The 14,696-nt window shown below is 54.6% G+C and carries 12 protein-coding genes and 1 pseudogene; 5 read left to right on the forward strand and 8 right to left on the reverse strand.

What is annotated here, in order from left to right; genetic code table 11:
* Nucleotides 1–7 precede the first annotated feature (7 nt).
* Nucleotides 8–712 carry a hypothetical protein gene (locus tag QK293_RS03090; RefSeq protein ID WP_282375544.1) on the forward strand — a complete coding sequence of 235 codons (705 nt, stop codon included), beginning with the start codon at nucleotides 8–10 and terminating at the stop codon, nucleotides 710–712.
* Nucleotides 713–726: 14 nt separating this feature from the next.
* Here the strand turns inward: QK293_RS03090 and QK293_RS03095 are convergent, their stop codons facing one another.
* The 4 genes from QK293_RS03095 to QK293_RS03110 all read right to left on the reverse strand — a co-directional run bounded on the left by QK293_RS03095 (nucleotide 727) and on the right by QK293_RS03110 (nucleotide 4,227).
* A complete protein-coding gene (locus QK293_RS03095; RefSeq protein WP_282375545.1) occupies nucleotides 727–1,713 on the reverse strand; it encodes a hypothetical protein in 987 nt (328 codons plus the stop codon).
* 163 nt (nucleotides 1,714–1,876) lie between these two features.
* Complete coding sequence (locus tag QK293_RS03100; protein WP_282375546.1) at nucleotides 1,877–2,356, reverse strand: YbaK/prolyl-tRNA synthetase associated domain-containing protein; 480 nt, start codon at nucleotides 2,354–2,356, stop codon at nucleotides 1,877–1,879.
* Nucleotides 2,357–2,365: 9 nt separating this feature from the next.
* Nucleotides 2,366–3,130, reverse strand: coding sequence for a TSUP family transporter (locus QK293_RS03105; RefSeq protein WP_282375762.1), 765 nt, complete (start codon nucleotides 3,128–3,130; stop codon nucleotides 2,366–2,368).
* 5 nt (nucleotides 3,131–3,135) lie between these two features.
* On the reverse strand, nucleotides 3,136–4,227 hold the full coding sequence (locus QK293_RS03110) for a TauD/TfdA family dioxygenase (RefSeq protein ID WP_282375548.1): 1,092 nt from the start codon (nucleotides 4,225–4,227) through the stop codon (nucleotides 3,136–3,138).
* Between the two features lie 104 nt (nucleotides 4,228–4,331).
* On the opposite strand from QK293_RS03110, the gene QK293_RS03115 reads away from it, so the two are divergent.
* Nucleotides 4,332–5,255 carry a LysR family transcriptional regulator gene (locus QK293_RS03115; protein WP_282375550.1) on the forward strand — a complete coding sequence of 308 codons (924 nt, stop codon included), beginning with the start codon at nucleotides 4,332–4,334 and terminating at the stop codon, nucleotides 5,253–5,255.
* Nucleotides 5,256–5,498: 243 nt separating this feature from the next.
* Here the strand turns inward: QK293_RS03115 and QK293_RS03120 are convergent, their stop codons facing one another.
* Both QK293_RS03120 and QK293_RS03125 read right to left on the reverse strand, forming a co-directional pair.
* The gene (locus QK293_RS03120) at nucleotides 5,499–6,212 is read right to left on the reverse strand and encodes an HNH endonuclease signature motif containing protein (protein WP_282375553.1); all 714 of its coding nucleotides are present in this window, start codon (nucleotides 6,210–6,212) and stop codon (nucleotides 5,499–5,501) included.
* Nucleotides 6,213–6,331: 119 nt separating this feature from the next.
* A pseudogene (locus QK293_RS03125) lies at nucleotides 6,332–6,469 on the reverse strand (phage antirepressor protein); the annotation flags it as partial.
* A gap of 206 nt (nucleotides 6,470–6,675) precedes the next feature.
* Between QK293_RS03125 and QK293_RS03130 the strand changes: the two are divergent.
* Nucleotides 6,676–8,490: a deaminase gene (locus tag QK293_RS03130; RefSeq protein ID WP_282375555.1), complete on the forward strand. Its 1,815-nt coding sequence runs from the start codon at nucleotides 6,676–6,678 to the stop codon at nucleotides 8,488–8,490.
* Nucleotides 8,491–8,554: 64 nt separating this feature from the next.
* On the opposite strand, the gene QK293_RS03135 is transcribed toward QK293_RS03130, so the two are convergent.
* Together QK293_RS03135 and QK293_RS03140 are read right to left on the reverse strand one after the other, a co-directional pair.
* Nucleotides 8,555–9,805: a ribonucleotide-diphosphate reductase subunit beta gene (locus QK293_RS03135; RefSeq protein ID WP_150657174.1), complete on the reverse strand. Its 1,251-nt coding sequence runs from the start codon at nucleotides 9,803–9,805 to the stop codon at nucleotides 8,555–8,557.
* Nucleotides 9,806–10,516: 711 nt separating this feature from the next.
* Nucleotides 10,517–10,780 (reverse strand): DUF2790 domain-containing protein, encoded by a 264-nt coding sequence (locus tag QK293_RS03140; protein ID WP_282375559.1) that lies wholly within the window; start codon nucleotides 10,778–10,780, stop codon nucleotides 10,517–10,519.
* A gap of 549 nt (nucleotides 10,781–11,329) precedes the next feature.
* Here QK293_RS03140 and acs point away from each other — a divergent pair.
* Together acs and QK293_RS03150 are read left to right on the forward strand one after the other, a co-directional pair.
* On the forward strand, nucleotides 11,330–13,285 hold the full coding sequence (acs, locus tag QK293_RS03145; protein WP_282375561.1) for an acetate--CoA ligase: 1,956 nt from the start codon (nucleotides 11,330–11,332) through the stop codon (nucleotides 13,283–13,285).
* Between the two features lie 558 nt (nucleotides 13,286–13,843).
* Nucleotides 13,844–14,617, forward strand: a complete 774-nt coding sequence (locus tag QK293_RS03150) for an ABC transporter substrate-binding protein (protein ID WP_282375563.1) — start codon at nucleotides 13,844–13,846, stop codon at nucleotides 14,615–14,617.
* The last annotated feature ends 79 nt before the right edge of the window (nucleotides 14,618–14,696 follow it).

The following is a 14,696-nucleotide window of genomic DNA, read 5'->3' on the forward strand; positions in this document are numbered from 1 at the left end:
ACGATAGATGTGGATCTTCAATTGCACCGAAGCGGCAAGTCACTTCTTCAGCCGCGTGCACAAGGGTAAAAAAATCAGCCCGGTGCACAAACCGCCATCGTCCGTCATTGAAGATGACGTGTCTGATGAGTCAACCGAACAGTGGCTGGTTCACGCCGTCACTGTTCAACGCAAGCATGTGTTGTACGTCATTCACGTAAAAACTCGTTATTGCATGATTTTTGCGGACGCGAAAAAAGCGGACATCGAAGGTTTCCTTCAACGTTTTTCCGAGCGTTGGATAAACGGCGTGATTCAGCATGCGGTGCAACACGACATACTTCGTTGGTTCAACGACCAACTGATAGCGGAGCGATTCCAAGAGAGTTGTCGCGAGTACGTGTTTTACAAACGCGGACATCGCAGTGCGCAGAAACACATCAATGACATCGCCTGGGTGTTTGAGGGATGTGCTGCCGAACGAGGTTCTTTACCCCCTGACGAGTTCTCGGCAGGCCGCTTCGATGCCGACATGAACAACTACCCGAGAGGCGGTAAAGAACACAAGAATTACTTCTACCCGGATGAGGAAATGATCGTTCACTGGTTAAGCCGTTACGGCGGGCTTGATGAGCTTGGCATTCAAGCAGCCGGTGAGCGGCACAAGGCAGCGAAACGAGAGATTCGGGAGGTCGTAAGGCAGCTTCAGCAAGCGCATGAGCCGTTGCAGTAAAGCTGTGGAACAGACTACTTACTCTCTAACCCTGGCGCTTCCCGAACAATAAAGTGATCCAGGTTCTCAATATTCGCACTGAACACCCCGAACGTCTGCTCGGGGTTTTTCTTGCTCGGCACCTGCTTCAACTCCGGCGTCACGCCATAGAAAAAGCAAAACAACTCTTTTTCGCTCTCGATAGCGTGTTTGATCTCCTCCAGAAATGCTTTGCGCTTGCGGTAGTTGTCGATCAGCTTTTTGCTCAGGTAAACGTTGACCGAGTAAGGCTTCTTCTTCGCCTCGTCCGGTTGCTTGAACCAGACCTTCTGTTCGAAATCGATGCGAAAACTAGCGCTGTGGTAATCCTCGATTTTTTTGATCTTGCCCCAGTAAATCAGTCCTTTGTTGTCCAGCAGAAACTCGATTTTCTTGAAGAAAGAACTGTAGGGCGCCGTGTGCTCGCCAATCTTCAGCGGCATGCGCTTGAGCAGCTCCATGTCCTCGAAGTTCGACACAAAACACTCCACCGGGTGGGAGAAGACACTGGTCTTGTCTGGCGCCGATTCACGGCTCGGGTGTTCGACATCACTGGCCGCTGACGTTGATCCTGGGTCGTCCCGCATGACATCCGTCGCCACTGCCGGGTTTGATGGCTTACGCACATACTCACGCCGAGTCAGCAACAACTCCGATGGGAAGTGCTCCTCGCGACTGTCATCCGTTTCCGCATCGTCTACACCCGACGCCGACGCCTTGATACTGACATAAGGACAATCCGCAACATGGCGGGTGCTGGGCGTGTTCTTGAAGTGCGGTGTACGAACGTAATTCACATTCTTGGCGTTGAACGTCGTCAACACATTCGCCGCATCAAACGCCAAACGGCAGGCATCGTTGGGGCACTGGAAGTGCTCCTTGGCGGAATCGAACTCCATCGTCTCGTCGAAATTCAAATCGCGCACGTCATAGATCGACAGCTTGTCGTCGAGGCTGAGGCAGTAGGCGAGGTCGAATTTCATGGCGGGCTCGGGTCCTTGCAGGCGCGAGCTTGCTCGCGATGGTTGCTAACGATAACGCATAAAACCTGACACCTCGCGGCGTTCTCTGGCTTTCGTCGCAACACCGCCCGGAGCAAGCTCGCACCTACACCCATCAGCGCAATCCAATCCTGCCCACCGGTGCTCAACCCTGGCGGATATCCACCAACCGGGGCTTGGCAATCGACAGGTAATCCTGCGTATCGAGCACCATTGATGCATCCAGCCGACCGGCGTTGAAGGCGATTTCGCCGTAGCCCGTGGTCAGGGACGGGTCGACGATCAATTGAATCCGCGCATCGAAGGTAAACGGAGGGATGGCGCCGATCCTGCACCCGGTCAGTTGCATGGCAGTTTGCGCGCTCACCAGCTCGGCTTTTTTTCCTCCCAGGGCCGCTCCGACTTTCTTCATGTCGAGCCTCTGGTCCCCTGGCAGTATCACCAGGGCATAGGGTTCGGCCTGACCCTTTAGCGCGCAGAGCATGGCTTTCGCGCCTTGGCCGGGTTCGGTGCCACGGAGTTCGGCGACCCGCGCCGACTGGCCCTCGGCATCGTGCATCAACACCCGATAGGAGGCGGCGTGGGCATCGAGTAGCGCCACCAGGCGATCAAACATGGGCTGCATGGGCTTTCCTCAGGTTTTCAGCAACAGGTCGTAGGACAGTTTGCTGATCAGGATCACCAGCAACACCAGAAACAGCGCCCGGACAAAGGGCACGCCTTTACGCACCGCCAGCCAGGTGCCGGTCAGCGCGCCCAGGATGTTGAAGGCCGCCATGGGGAGGGCGATCAGGTACAGCACGTTACCTGTCGGGATGAAGAATATCAGCGCCGCCACGTTGGTCGCGATGTTCACCAGCTTGGCCGACGCCGAGGCGTGCAGGAAGTCGAAGGCGAAGCAGCGGATAAACAGGAAGATCAGGAAGGAACCGGTGCCTGGGCCGAACAGCCCGTCGTAGAAACCGATGGCGCCGCCGATGACGACCGCCAGCCACTTCTGCCGGATACCGATGTACGTGGGGGCGTGCAGGGCGCCGAAGTCCTTTTTCCAGAAGGTGTACATCGCCATCAGCACGATCAATACCAGCACCGCCGGGCGCATGACTGACTGGGGCACGAACGATACCGTGGCCGCGCCGAAGAAGGCCATGACAAAGGCGGCGCAGGCAGCTGGAATCACCAAGCCCCAGTCGATCACCACCTTGCGCACGAAGGACCGGGCCGCGAAAGCGGTGCCGAACGCGGCCGCGACCTTGTTGGTCCCCAGCAGCGCTGCCGGTGGTGCGGCGGGTAGCACGTTGAACAACGCGGGTATCTGGATCAGGCCGCCGCCGCCCACCGCCGCATCGATCAGGCCGGCGGCGAAGGCGAACACACAAAGAATGACAATATCGACCATGAACATCAGGCTCTTGCGATGAAGGGTTGTTGGGGGTTCAGCGCCAGCACGCGGGCCGGGTCGTTAACCCCGAAAACGCGCAGCAGCCAGCGGTCGCGCCCGTCGTAGCGCGGGGTAAAACCTTCCCTGGCATGCAGGGTTTGCTGGTTCTTGAAGATCAGCATGTCCCCCGGTTGCAGCAGGATGGGGCGCGCGACATCGGGGTGATTGGCGGCGGCTTCAAACAGCTGCAGGGCCAACTTCGCGATGGCGCTGGTGGCTGTGACACTGGCCTTGTTGTAACGGCAAAACAGCTCGCCGTTTGCGCTTTTGTACAGCAGGGGCACGTGTTCCAGCACATTGCCTGGCTTGCCGAAGGACACCGGTCGGTGAATGGCGAACTGCGGTTGTGACAAGGCTGTTTCAACCCAGGCGGGCAAACTGGCCAGCACCTCGCTAATGGCAACGATGCGGGTCGGCACATCCGGCTCGCAGCGCAGACCGGTCAGGCACAGGTACTCCGGACAGGCCGACAACGCTGAGACAGGTTCGCAGGTCAAGGGCAGGTGCGGGTTGTCGACGTGCATGCACAGGTCCATGCGCGACCCATAAGAGCTTTTTTCGGCTTCACGCTGGTGCTTGGGCGACACATGGCGGAACACCGTGTCGTCGTTTTCACCCTCGTAGGCCACCGGATGGGTTTGCAGGGTCTGCAGCACCGCCAGGATGCCGCCGGCCACTACCGGCAGTTGCTCGATACCCGGCGCCATGTCGTAGGGGGTGGCGGGCAGGTGCGAGTCCAGGGGCAACCCCCTGACGATCATTGCCTTCTCGGGGGCCTTGGGGAAGTTGCGCAAGCGATCGATTTTTTCACCGCACAGGATGCTCTCAAGCAGCTGCCCCAAGGCCGGCATGCGACGGATACCCGAGGCGCTGTCGGTCACGGCCAGGGAGGCCAGGCCGGCGTGAAGCGCGTGCTGCTCTTCGAACGAGACATGAATCTGCGGTATCGCCTGTCGGGGTGAACTCGCTGATTTACTGCGCTGCCAGTCACGAATATGTTCACCCTCGGTGGGCGTTGATGTCCCGATTATTTCTTCCAGCTTTGCCACGTCCATTTACTCCGGTTTGCCTACATCCCTGTAAATTGAGCGCGAAGGTTAACGGAAGGGCCTTTTTTGTGTTGCAATGCCACGTTGCGATACATGCAATAAGGTGATTAATGGCTCTGGATAAGTTATGGGCGCTTGAAGCCTTCGCGACCGTAGCGCGCAAGCGCAGCTTCGTCGCGGCGGCACGCACGCTGGGGCGCTCCCCCAGTGCGTTGACCCGCGCCGTTCAAGGCCTGGAGGAAAGTGCCGGGGTCAAGTTGTTTAATCGATCCTCCAGCGCCGTAAGCTTGACGGAGGCGGGTGAACGCTTGCTGCCCCACGCCTGCAAAATGCTGGAATTGCAACGTGAGGCGGATGAAGACCTGGCCGGTCTCAGCGGCATGGCGAGCGGATGGGTGCGTTTTTCCGCCCCCGAGTCCCTTGCTCACGGCGTTTTGCCGCAATTGATCGCGCAGTACGCCGAGGGTTATCCAGACGTGAACGTCGACGTGATCTTCACCGATGAGACCCTCGACCCGGTCAAGAGCAAGCTGGACTTCTCGATTCGCGGCGCGTTTGCGCAATCCAGTGACCTGATCGGCTATCCACTCTGGAGTTACTCGCGCCATCTGTACGCCAGCCCCGGCTACCTGCAGCGGCGCGGGACGCCTGAGGCCATTGAAGCGCTGGAGGCCCACTCGCTGATCCTGCACACGGCACCGCGCATCCTCAAGGAATGGAATTTCCGCAGTGAGCAGCAGGCCATCAGCGTTCGGGTCCATCCAGGGTTTCGTTTCAGCTCGGGCGTGGCGGTGTTCCAGGCCGCCCTGGCGGGCATCGGCATCGCCCGCCTGGCGGACTGGCTGGCGGAGCCCGAAGTGCAAGCGGGGCGCCTGCGCCGGGTCTGCCCCGAGTACCGGCTCACCTCCAGCAACGGTGACAGCCCGCAGATGCACGCGGTGTACCCGGCCGGGAACTTGCCGCTGCGGGTGAAGGCACTGCTGGAGGTGATTCGCGGGTTTGGTCACAGCCTTGAGCGCAAGCATGGACCTTAAACCGCGAATTTTTGAAGGAGCACAATCGGGTCCTTGAATGGGCAAGAGTATTAATAGCGGGAGGCGGGGCGGGTTGCACTGACTGTTTTCAATATACCGCAAAATCGGCGGCAACACACCAAACCTGTGGGAGATTCTATGGTTGAGGGGAAGTCCTCAACTGACTTTCGATTAGTATTCGCTTAGCGACTGCTCCGCAGCCGAACGGGAGCAGCTCCCTCGCACGCACAGCCTTCAGTCTGGTTACTCGGGAACTAGCCGCGTGACTCGCTTATAAAGTAGCGCTGTGAACTCGGTTTTTTCGTCGGAGTGGTGGCAGCTCCGATGACAGTTTGGGCATAGCGCCACAGCATTGGAGATGCGATCCGAACCTTTTTCGGCGAGTGGCTTTACGTGGTGAACCTCAAGAAAAGGCAAACCAAGTTTTTGAAACGGAGCGGGCTCGCCACAACCTTCACAATGGCCTTCGGCGTCATTTCGAACCCAGGCTCTCACTTCTGGATCACGAACATATACCGTGCTTGAGCTTGGCACTCGCTTCGGTTTCAGAATGCCCTTTGGCGGTTCCTTTATCTTTTGCTTCTGAAGCGCAGCCGCGCGGCGTTCTAGCGTTTCTTCATCGGCTGTCGGAGCGGTTGGGTCGCCAAGCTGAACGCCTCTTTCAGTAAGCGCTGCTCGAATTGATTGCTCAACATTCGAACCAACGTTTTTGGCAGGCTTGTATCCCTTGATGAATTGCCGATCCATCTTCATCAGAACAGTGGAGATGTTCTGCATCCGGAATTCGACAGATCCCTTGGTGCGGGTTGGTAAGGCGTTTTCGCGCAGAGCAAGATTTTCCTCAGTCTTAACGAATTTCTGGCCACTTAGCTCTAGGGCGAGCATCTTCAGATAGGCATCCACCGCCGCCTTAATCTCAGAAATGCTCCAGTCGCTGTCTTTCTTCTTTACGCTCATACAATCGCCGAGGTTGAAAACCCTCGGACGATACTGAGTGGCCATTACACCTGTCTACGAAAATTCCTACAGAAAAGACCGACGCATCGCTCAAGCGATCCTACAAACACATCGTCGCTCTAACTCACCGAATGCTTCGACGACTGAAACACCTCCACCAGCTTCCGCCACCAAGACCTAACCACCGGCACCCGCCGCCGCGTGCGATTGAGCAACAGATAAGGCATGTCCCGCAGCCGAATCCAGCATTCTTTCTGCAAAACTCGTAATTAGAGACAGGGGCAATGGAAATACAATCTATGCAGTGACGGCCATTTGCCATACTCTGGTTTCGAGGGGTTTGCAGGGGTGGACATCGAAAAATCGCCGATGTAACTCAGGTTGGTTTTATAACAGTAAGCTGCTTGAGTGAGTTATTGCTGGGCTTTTTTATAATATGCATGTTATTCAGGGAGAGATTAAAGTGCAGGATACTTCTTTAGCGATTAGTAGTGTTTACGAAGATGCAAAGGATTTTTTAATTATTGGGTTGACCGGTCGCACTGGTTCTGGTTGCTCTACGGCTGCTCAAAAATTGTGTGGTGGTAGTCTGGATGTGCCTAGTGAAGGTTATGAAGGGCTTACACGTAATGAGTTTAAAAAACATCAAATTATTAAGAAGTATATAGATGGTAGTAATTGGGCGCCATTTTATAAGATAGAAGCCAGTAGCATAATTACTTATCATTTGATGATGCTTTCAAGTGATGATTTTTTGACGTATTTTTCTAGCGATACATTCGCTCAGCCACTAGATGGAGAGCTTGCTTTAGAGGTTTTCTCGTTTTTTGATAAAGTGCGTGAAAAAAATAAGGATCTTGGAGGTAAAAGAAGTAATCTAGAAAGTCATGAGATTGATGCGTGGTTCGAACTTTATTTTTTTGATTTGCCTGCATTAACTAAACTGGTTATGGGCTCGCTAGGCAGAGCTAAGTTTACTCAGTTTTATCAGCGCGCCGGAGATAATGTAAGAGCCTCAGGAAAAGCTAATGACTCATCATTTGATCCAGATCAGTTATTTAACTTTCCAAAGCATCTGAACTTCTTAATTAAGCTGGCCCATAAAAAAGCTCGCGTAGAGAAAATGCCATGTAGGATTGTGGTTGATGCGATAAGAAATCCGTATGAGGCGTTTTTTCTGAAAAGGCGGTACGCTAATTTTTATCTTGTTTCTATTAATACATCTAATGAAGAAAGGTTGCGTAGCCTTCGGGAATATAGAAAGCTGTCTGATGATGAAATTAAAGTGCTAGATGATAAGGAGTATCCTGAAAAGATATCTGGTTCAAAAAAATTCATCGCTCAAAATATTCAAGAGTGTATTGAAGTATCTGATATACATATTCACAACTCTAAGGATAGTGAATATACGCATAATGATCTAGTCAGCCAGTTGGCGTGGTATGTAACGCTGATGATGCATCCTGGGCTTGTGATGCCAACGTCGATTGAGAACTGCATGCAAATTGCTTATACCGCTAAGCAAAATTCTGGTTGCATATCTCGACAGGTAGGGGCAGTAGTAACGGATGACACGTATAGTGTGAAGTCTGTGGGGTGGAATAGTACACCTCAAGGTCAAATCCCGTGTTTATTAAGAAGTGCAGAGGATTTAATCGAGGGGCGGAATGAGTCGGACTATAGTGAGTATGAATTAAAAAATCCCAGTTTTAGAAAAGCGTTAAATGAAAAATACTCAAACTTAATAGCGACAAACAAAGAGTCGAATAGAAATTTTTCATTTTGTTTTAAAAGTATTCAGAATGAAATAGAAGGTGAGAAAAATCAAGTTCATACAAGGGCGCTTCATGCTGAAGAGAATGCATTTATGCAGATTGCTAAGCATGGAGGTCAGAAATTATTGGGAGGGGTGCTCTTTACTACTGCCAGCCCATGTGAACTTTGTGCTAAAAAAGCTTATCAGTTGGGGTTGAAAAAAATTGTGTATATCGACCCTTACCCAGGGATAGCAACGCAACATATATTGTCTGCCGGAATAAACAAGCCGGACTTGGAGCTTTTTCGCGGTGCGGTAGGTCGTGCGTTTTATCAGTTGTATCAGCCGTTGATGCCATATAAGGACGAGATGGAGTTGGTTTTTCATATTCCTAACTTTCATAATCCAAAAAAGCCTTCGAAGGCGTTTTTAAAGAAAGATAATGAAGCCCTTGTTGAAGCTAATAAGGTTTTGCAAGCGGAGGTGGATGCACTTCGATTGTTGGTAAAAGGGTCGGCTTAGTAATCTAGAGCTTGCTGTAAAAAAGGCTGCCCTAGGCAGCCTTTTTATAACGTTGTCTGTTAAATCAATCCCAGCTCAACGCCCCACCAGTCTGATACTCAATAACCCTCGTCTCAAAGAAATTCTTCTCTTTCTTCAAGTCCATGATCTCGCTCATCCAAGGGAACGGGTTAGTCGTCCCTGGATACTCTTCCTTCAAACCAATCTGCGACAGACGACGGTTAGCGATGAACTTCAGGTAGTCCTCCATCATCGCCGCGTTCATGCCCAACACGCCGCGAGGCATGGTGTCACGAGCGTATTCAATCTCCAGCTGAGTGCCCTGCAGAATCATCTGGCTCGCTTCTTCCTTCATTTCAGCATCCCACAAGTGTGGGTTTTCGATTTTGATCTGGTTGATCACGTCGATGCCGAAGTTCAGGTGCATGGATTCGTCGCGCAGGATGTATTGGAACTGCTCGGCGACGCCGGTCATTTTGTTGCGGCGGCCCATGGAGAGGATCTGGGTGAAGCCGCAGTAGAAGAAGATGCCTTCCAGAACGCAGTAGTAGGCGATCAGGTTGCGCAGCAACTCTTTGTCGGTGTCGACGGTGCCGGTTTCAAACTTCGGGTCGGAGATCGAACGGGTGTATTTCAGGCCCCAGGTGGCTTTTTTCGCGACCGATGGGATCTCGTGGTACATGTTGAAGATCTCGCCTTCATCCATGGCCAACGATTCGATGCAGTACTGGTAGGCGTGGGTGTGGATCGCCTCTTCGAACGCCTGGCGCAGGATGTACTGGCGGCATTCCGGGTTGGTGATCAGGCGGTACACGGCCAGCACCAGGTTGTTGGCAACCAGGGAGTCGGCGGTGGAGAAGAAGCCGAGGTTGCGCATGACGATGCGGCGCTCGTCGTCGGTCAGGCCTTCCGGGTCTTTCCAGAGGGCGATGTCGGCGGTCATGTTGACTTCTTGCGGCATCCAGTGGTTTGCGCAACCGTCCAGGTACTTCTGCCAGGCCCAGTCGTACTTGAACGGGACGAGCTGGTTGAGGTCGGCGCGGCAGTTGATCATGCGCTTTTCGTCGACAGCCACACGGGCGGAGGCGCCTTCGAGTTCGGCGAGGCCTTCAGCGATGTCGAGGTTGTCCAGGGCTGCTTTGGCACGGGCGATGGCGGCGGAGTCGGACGCGGTTACAGCGCGGGCTTCTTGAGCAGCGACACCGCCAGCGGTGTCGAGGCGGTCCATGTTGGCTTCAGTGGCGTGGCCGGCGTTGGCGCCTTTTACCACGGTTTCGCCGCTGTCTTCTTTGTCGAATTCGTCCCAGCTCAGCATGACGTGTCGTCTCCTGCGTGAGGGCCAGATGCCCGTGTGAAAACTGATAGGTTGGTTTTTCACACGACCGTACTGGCCGCGTTGGATCTAAAGGAAATCGTTTTTTGCAGCAGTACAACGCAGGCAATAAACAGAATTTTGTACGGGTGTTCTGAGGCCACTGACGGGCGCAGAAAATGTGAACAGCTTCTGCGTGGGCTTCAGACTGGCTTGTTTCCCTGTAAGGGAATATTGCAGGCCCGATTTACGCCGCATTATAGGGAAATTTTCGGCCGCGTGGTGCGACGAAGTGGCACTGAGAAGGGGAGGTAGGGGGCGTTTTTAGGCCGGAGTGAGGGTTTACAGGGCTTTGGCTGCTATCGCGGGTGCATTTTTTTTTTCATTAAATTTGGCTCACAATTATTTTTGTTCAAAAAACAATCAAAAACCGCCTTTTCCACTACATGTTGTGTTTTGAGCCGGTTTTCGGCAGCTCCAGACACAACTAAGCCCGACCAACGTCGGGCTGTGAAGTCGTGCTCATTTGTTAGCTGAGACGAGCCGCACCAACGTGATCTGCACCATCCTCAGCTACCTTGGCTGCGCCGGTGTGATCGAAGCCGTCGGAGCGACTTTGGCAGCACCGGAGCGATCAAAAATTTCAGAAGCAAGTTTGGCAGCGCCGGTGCGATCGGAGCCATCGGCGGCGAAGGTGTTAGCGGGTTTGGGTGATTAGCCGTTAGAGCAGCCGTTACCCATAACGCTGTAGCGCAGAATGTGGCGTTGACCTTTGGAATCGTCGTATTCCATTTTCGCCGGAACAACTTCACAGGTGTTCGGGATTTCGCTCATGGAGATAACTTTGGCGATGTCCAGATGAGTGGAGTAAGTGTATTCCTCGATGGCGGGTTGTTGCTGCGCGACATCAGTCGGGACCTCGTCTGCCATGGCGGTTGCGCACAGGCTGCTGAGGGCCAGAACTAATAAAGCTTTCATTTCAAATTTACCTTTTGGAGGTCGAGTGGGGTCACGCAACCTTTTTGGGGTTGCGTGTAGAACTTAAGTGCTAGGTTTTGGATTAACTGCCTTCGTGGGGGCTGCAACTGGGTTAATCACGTTGCCTTGTTGGCGAGGCTGATTTTAGGCGGGGGGGCTGCATTCATATAGGAGGGCTTTTGATAAACACCTTTGACAGATTTCGTAACAATCGTTGGAAGACAGCTGGCGACGCACGGCGTGTAGCAGCTGGCGAAGCCTGCGTTCGGCTGCGAAGCAGTCGTAAACCCCGCTAAACGCGGTCTACCTGACACACCGCAATTGCTGATTTTACGACTGCTTCGCAGCCGAACGCAGGCTTCGCCAGCTGCTACAGATTGGTTTATGGCTGGGCTCCGGTACTCTCTGGAAGAGGCGTGGAAGTTGGGCTTGCGGGGTATTCACGACATTTTGTAGGGGCTTGTTACTACCATCGTCGAATGGTTCTATAGGCCCAGCCCGGCTAAAACAGGGTCATACAAAAACAACTATTCCACCGAGGTAAGAAAGATGAGTGCGGCTTCTCTGTATCCCGTTCGTCCCGAGGTAGCGGCCAACACGCTGACCGACGAGGCAACCTACAAGGCCATGTACCAGCAGTCCGTCGTCAACCCGGATGGCTTCTGGCGCGAGCAAGCCAAGCGCCTCGACTGGATCAAGCCTTTCACCACGGTGAAACAGACTTCCTTCGATGATCACCATGTCGACATCAAATGGTTCGCCGACGGCACCCTGAACGTTTCCTACAACTGCCTCGACCGTCATCTGGCCGAGCGCGGCGACCAAATCGCGATTATTTGGGAAGGGGATGACCCTGCCGAAAGCCGCAACATCACCTACCGCGAGCTGCACGAACAAGTCTGCAAGTTCGCCAACGCCCTGCGCGGCCAGGATGTGCATCGCGGCGACGTGGTGACTATCTATATGCCGATGATCCCCGAAGCCGTGGTCGCCATGCTGGCGTGTACCCGGATCGGCGCGATTCACTCGGTAGTGTTCGGTGGTTTCTCGCCGGAAGCCCTGGCCGGCCGGATTATCGACTGCAAATCCAAAGTAGTGATCACTGCCGACGAAGGTATTCGTGCCGGCAAGAAGATCCCGCTCAAGTCCAACGTCGACGACGCGCTGACCAACCCGGAAACCAGCAGCATTCAGAAAGTCATTGTGTGCAAGCGCACCGGTGGCGACATCAAGTGGAACCAGCATCGCGACATCTGGTACGAAGACCTGATGAAAGTGGCGGGCACTGTGTGCGCGCCGAAAGAAATGGGTGCTGAAGAGGCGCTGTTCATCCTTTATACCTCCGGTTCGACCGGTAAGCCGAAGGGCGTGCAGCACACCACCGGCGGTTACTTGTTGTACGCGGCGATGACCCACGAGCGCGTTTTCGACTACCGTCCGGGCGAAGTCTATTGGTGCACCGCCGATGTCGGTTGGGTCACTGGCCACACCTATATTGTCTATGGCCCCCTGGCCAATGGCGCGACCACCTTGCTGTTCGAAGGCGTGCCGAACTACCCGGACATCACCCGGGTGGCGAAAATCGTCGACAAGCATAAAGTCAACATTCTCTACACCGCCCCCACCGCAATCCGCGCGATGATGGCGTCGGGCAAGGCTGCCGTGGAAGGCGCCGATGGCAGCAGTTTGCGTTTGTTGGGTTCGGTCGGCGAGCCGATCAACCCGGAAGCGTGGGATTGGTATTACAAGAACGTTGGCCAGTCCCGTTGCCCGATCGTCGACACTTGGTGGCAGACCGAAACCGGCGCGACCCTGATGAGCCCGCTGCCGGGTGCGCACGCGCTCAAGCCGGGTTCTGCTGCACGACCATTCTTCGGCGTGGTACCCGCGTTGGTGGATAACCTGGGTAACATCATCGAAGGCGTTGCCGAGGGCAACCTGGTGATTCTCGATTCGTGGCCAGGTCAGGCGCGCACGCTGTATGGCGACCATGACCGCTTCGTCGATACCTACTTCAAGACGTTCCGCGGCATGTACTTCACCGGTGACGGTGCGCGTCGTGACGAAGACGGTTACTACTGGATTACCGGTCGCGTGGATGACGTGCTCAACGTGTCCGGTCACCGCATGGGGACCGCCGAGATCGAAAGCGCGATGGTCGCCCACCCGAAAGTCGCCGAAGCGGCCGTGGTCGGTGTGCCACACGACATCAAAGGGCAGGGCATCTATGTCTATGTCACGTTGATTGGTGGCGAAGAGCCGAGCGAGCAACTGCGCCTGGAACTGAAAAACTGGGTCCGTAAAGAGATCGGTCCGATTGCCTCGCCGGATGTCATCCAGTGGGCACCGGGCCTGCCGAAAACGCGTTCGGGCAAAATCATGCGCCGGATTCTGCGCAAGATTGCTACGGCTGAATACGATGGGTTGGGGGATATCTCCACCTTGGCGGATCCGGGCGTGGTGCAGCATTTGATTGATGAACACAAGACCATGAACGTCGCTTAACCCGCCGTTCCTGAGTCATCGAAGCCCCGCCCGGCATTACGCCCGGCGGGGTTTTTTCGTACTGATCGGGGAGCCAATAATTATCGGCTTCACCTGTAGGCGATTTCCCACTGTTACCCGCCACTCTTCAAGTAACTGAATGTGTAACCGTTCGCTCCCATACGGGGCATTGGGAAACGCAAAGCCCCATCATCGGGCCTCTCCAGCCCCCCATTAAAATAAGACCCAACGCTGCGCTTGCCGGATTAGAAGGGTTTGCCAATAATAGGCCCGCAAATTGCAGCATAGATCGGTTTACTGTCTTTTTCTCCTGCATGAAATTTCAAGGCTGTCAACGCGCCCAAACGACTTTCTCGGTGCTTGTGTAATTAGTTGTCGCATTGAAGAAATATCGGCTTCGGGCCTGTCGTTAGAATGCCGATCACTCGCTCGTTGTTGCTCGCGTTGAAAAAAAACACGCGATTCCTACGACGCAGCATCGCTTTGCGGTTTTACTCACTCGCATATTGGGCTGTCGCTCACTCTGCCGTTTTAGCCCTTTACCGATGGAGTCCCAAGATGAAGAAACTCGTGCTGCTTGGCGCCCTGGCACTGTCCGTGCTGTCCCTGCCGACTTTTGCCGATGAAAAGCCTCTGAAAATTGGTATCGAAGCGGCTTACCCTCCGTTCGCTTCCAAAGCGCCGGACGGCAGCATCGTTGGTTTCGACTACGACATCGGCAACGCTCTGTGCGAAGAGATGAAGGTCAAGTGCGTATGGGTCGAGCAAGAGTTCGACGGTCTGATCCCGGCACTCAAAGTGCGCAAGATCGACGCGATCCTGTCGTCCATGTCGATCACTGAAGACCGCAAGAAGTCCGTGGACTTCACCAACAAGTACTACAACACCCCGGCTCGCCTGGTCATGAAGGCCGGCACGCCAGTCAGCGACAGCCTGGCTGAGCTCAAGGGCAAAAACATCGGCGTGCAACGTGGTTCGATCCACGAGCGTTTCGCCCGTGAAGTCCTGGCCCCGCTGGGTGCCGAGATCAAGCCTTACGGTTCGCAGAACGAAATTTATCTCGACGTCGCTGCCGGCCGCCTCGACGGCACCGTGGCAGACGCTACGCTGCTGGATGACGGTTTCCTGAAAACCGACGCCGGCAAAGGTTTCGCCTTCGTTGGCCCAGCCTTCACCGACGTCAAATACTTCGGCGACGGCGTGGGTATCGCGGTTCGCAAGGGTGACGCGCTGAAAGACAAGATCAACACCGCGATCACTGCCATTCGCGAGAGCGGCAAGTACAAGCAAATCCAGGACAAGTACTTCGCCTTCGATATCTACGGCAAGTAACAGTCCCGGCGACAAGTCCGAAATGGCGCAAGCAACAGGATCTCTGAGGTTTGCGCCATTTTTTCATCCCAACTTTCGA

Source organism: Pseudomonas sp. AL03 (genome assembly GCF_029960815.1).
Lineage (GTDB): Bacteria > Pseudomonadota > Gammaproteobacteria > Pseudomonadales > Pseudomonadaceae > Aquipseudomonas.

Excerpts from the sequence above, each read along its gene's own strand:
- QK293_RS03090 (WP_282375544.1), top strand. The coding sequence starts at position 8 with ATGTGGATCTTCAATTGCACCGAAGCGGCAAGTCACTTCTTCAGCCGC.
- QK293_RS03095 (WP_282375545.1), bottom strand. The coding sequence starts at position 1,713 with ATGAAATTCGACCTCGCCTACTGCCTCAGCCTCGACGACAAGCTGTCG.
- QK293_RS03100 (WP_282375546.1), bottom strand. The coding sequence starts at position 2,356 with ATGCAGCCCATGTTTGATCGCCTGGTGGCGCTACTCGATGCCCACGCC.
- QK293_RS03105 (WP_282375762.1), bottom strand. The coding sequence starts at position 3,130 with ATGGTCGATATTGTCATTCTTTGTGTGTTCGCCTTCGCCGCCGGCCTG.
- QK293_RS03110 (WP_282375548.1), bottom strand. The coding sequence starts at position 4,227 with ATGGACGTGGCAAAGCTGGAAGAAATAATCGGGACATCAACGCCCACC.
- QK293_RS03115 (WP_282375550.1), top strand. The coding sequence starts at position 4,332 with ATGGCTCTGGATAAGTTATGGGCGCTTGAAGCCTTCGCGACCGTAGCG.
- QK293_RS03120 (WP_282375553.1), bottom strand. The coding sequence starts at position 6,212 with ATGAGCGTAAAGAAGAAAGACAGCGACTGGAGCATTTCTGAGATTAAG.
- QK293_RS03135 (WP_150657174.1), bottom strand. The coding sequence starts at position 9,805 with ATGCTGAGCTGGGACGAATTCGACAAAGAAGACAGCGGCGAAACCGTG.
- QK293_RS03140 (WP_282375559.1), bottom strand. The coding sequence starts at position 10,780 with ATGAAAGCTTTATTAGTTCTGGCCCTCAGCAGCCTGTGCGCAACCGCC.
- acs (WP_282375561.1), top strand. The coding sequence starts at position 11,330 with ATGAGTGCGGCTTCTCTGTATCCCGTTCGTCCCGAGGTAGCGGCCAAC.
- QK293_RS03150 (WP_282375563.1), top strand. The coding sequence starts at position 13,844 with ATGAAGAAACTCGTGCTGCTTGGCGCCCTGGCACTGTCCGTGCTGTCC.